Annotated in this window: 2 protein-coding genes; one reads left to right on the top strand and one right to left on the bottom strand. The window is 69.0% G+C overall.

The annotated features are described in order from the left end of the window. Nucleotides 1–331: 331 nt before the first annotated feature. Entirely contained in the window at nucleotides 332–1,048 is a 717-nt protein-coding gene (locus tag AQI88_RS36225) for a GntR family transcriptional regulator (protein ID WP_067008082.1), read from the bottom strand. 55 nt (nucleotides 1,049–1,103) lie between these two features. Here AQI88_RS36225 and AQI88_RS36220 point away from each other — a divergent pair. Further along, nucleotides 1,104–1,563, top strand: a 460-nt coding sequence (locus AQI88_RS36220) for a class I SAM-dependent methyltransferase (RefSeq protein ID WP_159050478.1), incomplete at its 3' end; no start/stop codon positions are given.

Genomic DNA, 1,563 nt, shown 5'->3' with positions numbered 1-1,563 from the left:
CCCCGGGGAGGCAGTGCGGGGCGCCTCGGGCTGGTCGGCGGGTACCGGTCGGATGGGGCGCGCAGTCGCCCGGCGCCTGCCGGTACTGGGCGCGAACACGCCCAGTACCCATTGCAGGAACGCGTGGATAATGCCCACTGTCATCAACTCCACTCAGTTGGTGGCCACGCCCCGGGGCCGTTGCGAGCGGTCGCCGGGGTTGTTCATGCCGGCAAGCCGGACATGCCTGGTTGGAACCACTTGGCACGACCGAGCAGCACTGCCTAGAGACTGGACCGGTGGACCGGTCCAGTCAAGCGGGTCGGAAGGAGTTGGAGCATCAGTTCGCTTGCTACATGGGGTAATTGTCGATCTGTTCGAAGACGCCCGACGCCGTTACGCCCTCTTCGCACACCAGTGGCTTGTGATCCTGGTCGAAGGCCGTGTGCAGCACGACCGCCACGGCCGTCGGTTGCCCTACTTGCAGGAGCTGCGCTTCTTCATTCGTGGCCAGGCGCACTGTGGTGATGTCGACTCCCTCCGCCGGGGATCGGCCGGTCTGGCGGCGCACATAGTGCGTGGTGCCCTCAGCGATGGGTCCCTTCATCGCGAGCCGCGGTGAGGCGTCGGCGATCTGCAGCGGGAACCAGGCCGTCACGAGGCTGTGCGGTGCTCCGTCTTCGAGCAGCACCAGCCGTATGCGGCGCAGCGCCTCCTCCTCGGCTTCGAGCCCCAGGGCGTCGGCGACATGAGCAGGCGGCACGGTACGGTCCGGGACACCCAGGCGACGGTACGGGGCACCGCCCGACAGGCGTGAGGAGCCCGCACGGCGCCTGCCTGCCGGTCGGGCGACCGGAGTCTCCGAGACCGTGAAGCCGGAACCCTGGCGGGCCACCACCAGGCCGTCGTTGCGCAGCACGTCGTAGGCCTTGACGACCGTGGCCCGCGAGACACCCCACTGCTCGGCGAGGTCGCGGCCCGAAGGCAGCAGGTCTCCTGGGCCGAACTCGCTGTTCGCGATCCGGGTGCGCAGATCTTCGGCGATCTGCTCGTACTTCAGCAACGGCATGGAACGGGTTTCCGATCACTGGACTGGTCCACCGGTGAGCCCCCACAATGCCCGCATGACGAGTCCTGAGGTAGCGCCGGAGATCGTGAGGTTCTACAGCGAGACCATCAACGAGGCGGACCGGTTGGCCACCACGGCCGATGGGCGTCTGGAGATGGTACGCACGCAGGAGTTGCTGCGCCGATACCTCCCGCAGCCGCCCGCCACGATCCTCGACGTCGGCGGCGGGCCCGGCGCCCACGCGCGATGGCTCGTCGCGGATGGTTACGCAGTGCACCTCATCGACCCGATCCCCCGCCACATCGAGCAGGCCGGGCGCACCGGGGCATCCGTGGAACTGGGCGACGCCCGGCAGTTGACCGCAGCGGACGCCTCCTACGACGTCGTCCTGCTCCTGGGCCCGCTGTACCACCTGCTCGACCGCGCAGACCGGGACCAGGCCCTCACCGAGGCCTACCGCGCGCTGAAGCCGGGAGGGCTCCTGGCAGCAGCCGGGATCAACCGGTACGCCTCCC

The organism is Streptomyces cellostaticus, assembly GCF_001513965.1.
Classification (GTDB): domain Bacteria; phylum Actinomycetota; class Actinomycetes; order Streptomycetales; family Streptomycetaceae; genus Streptomyces; species Streptomyces cellostaticus.
Note: the sequence above shows the minus strand (reverse complement) of the source record. Positions and strands in the feature narration are given on the sequence as shown.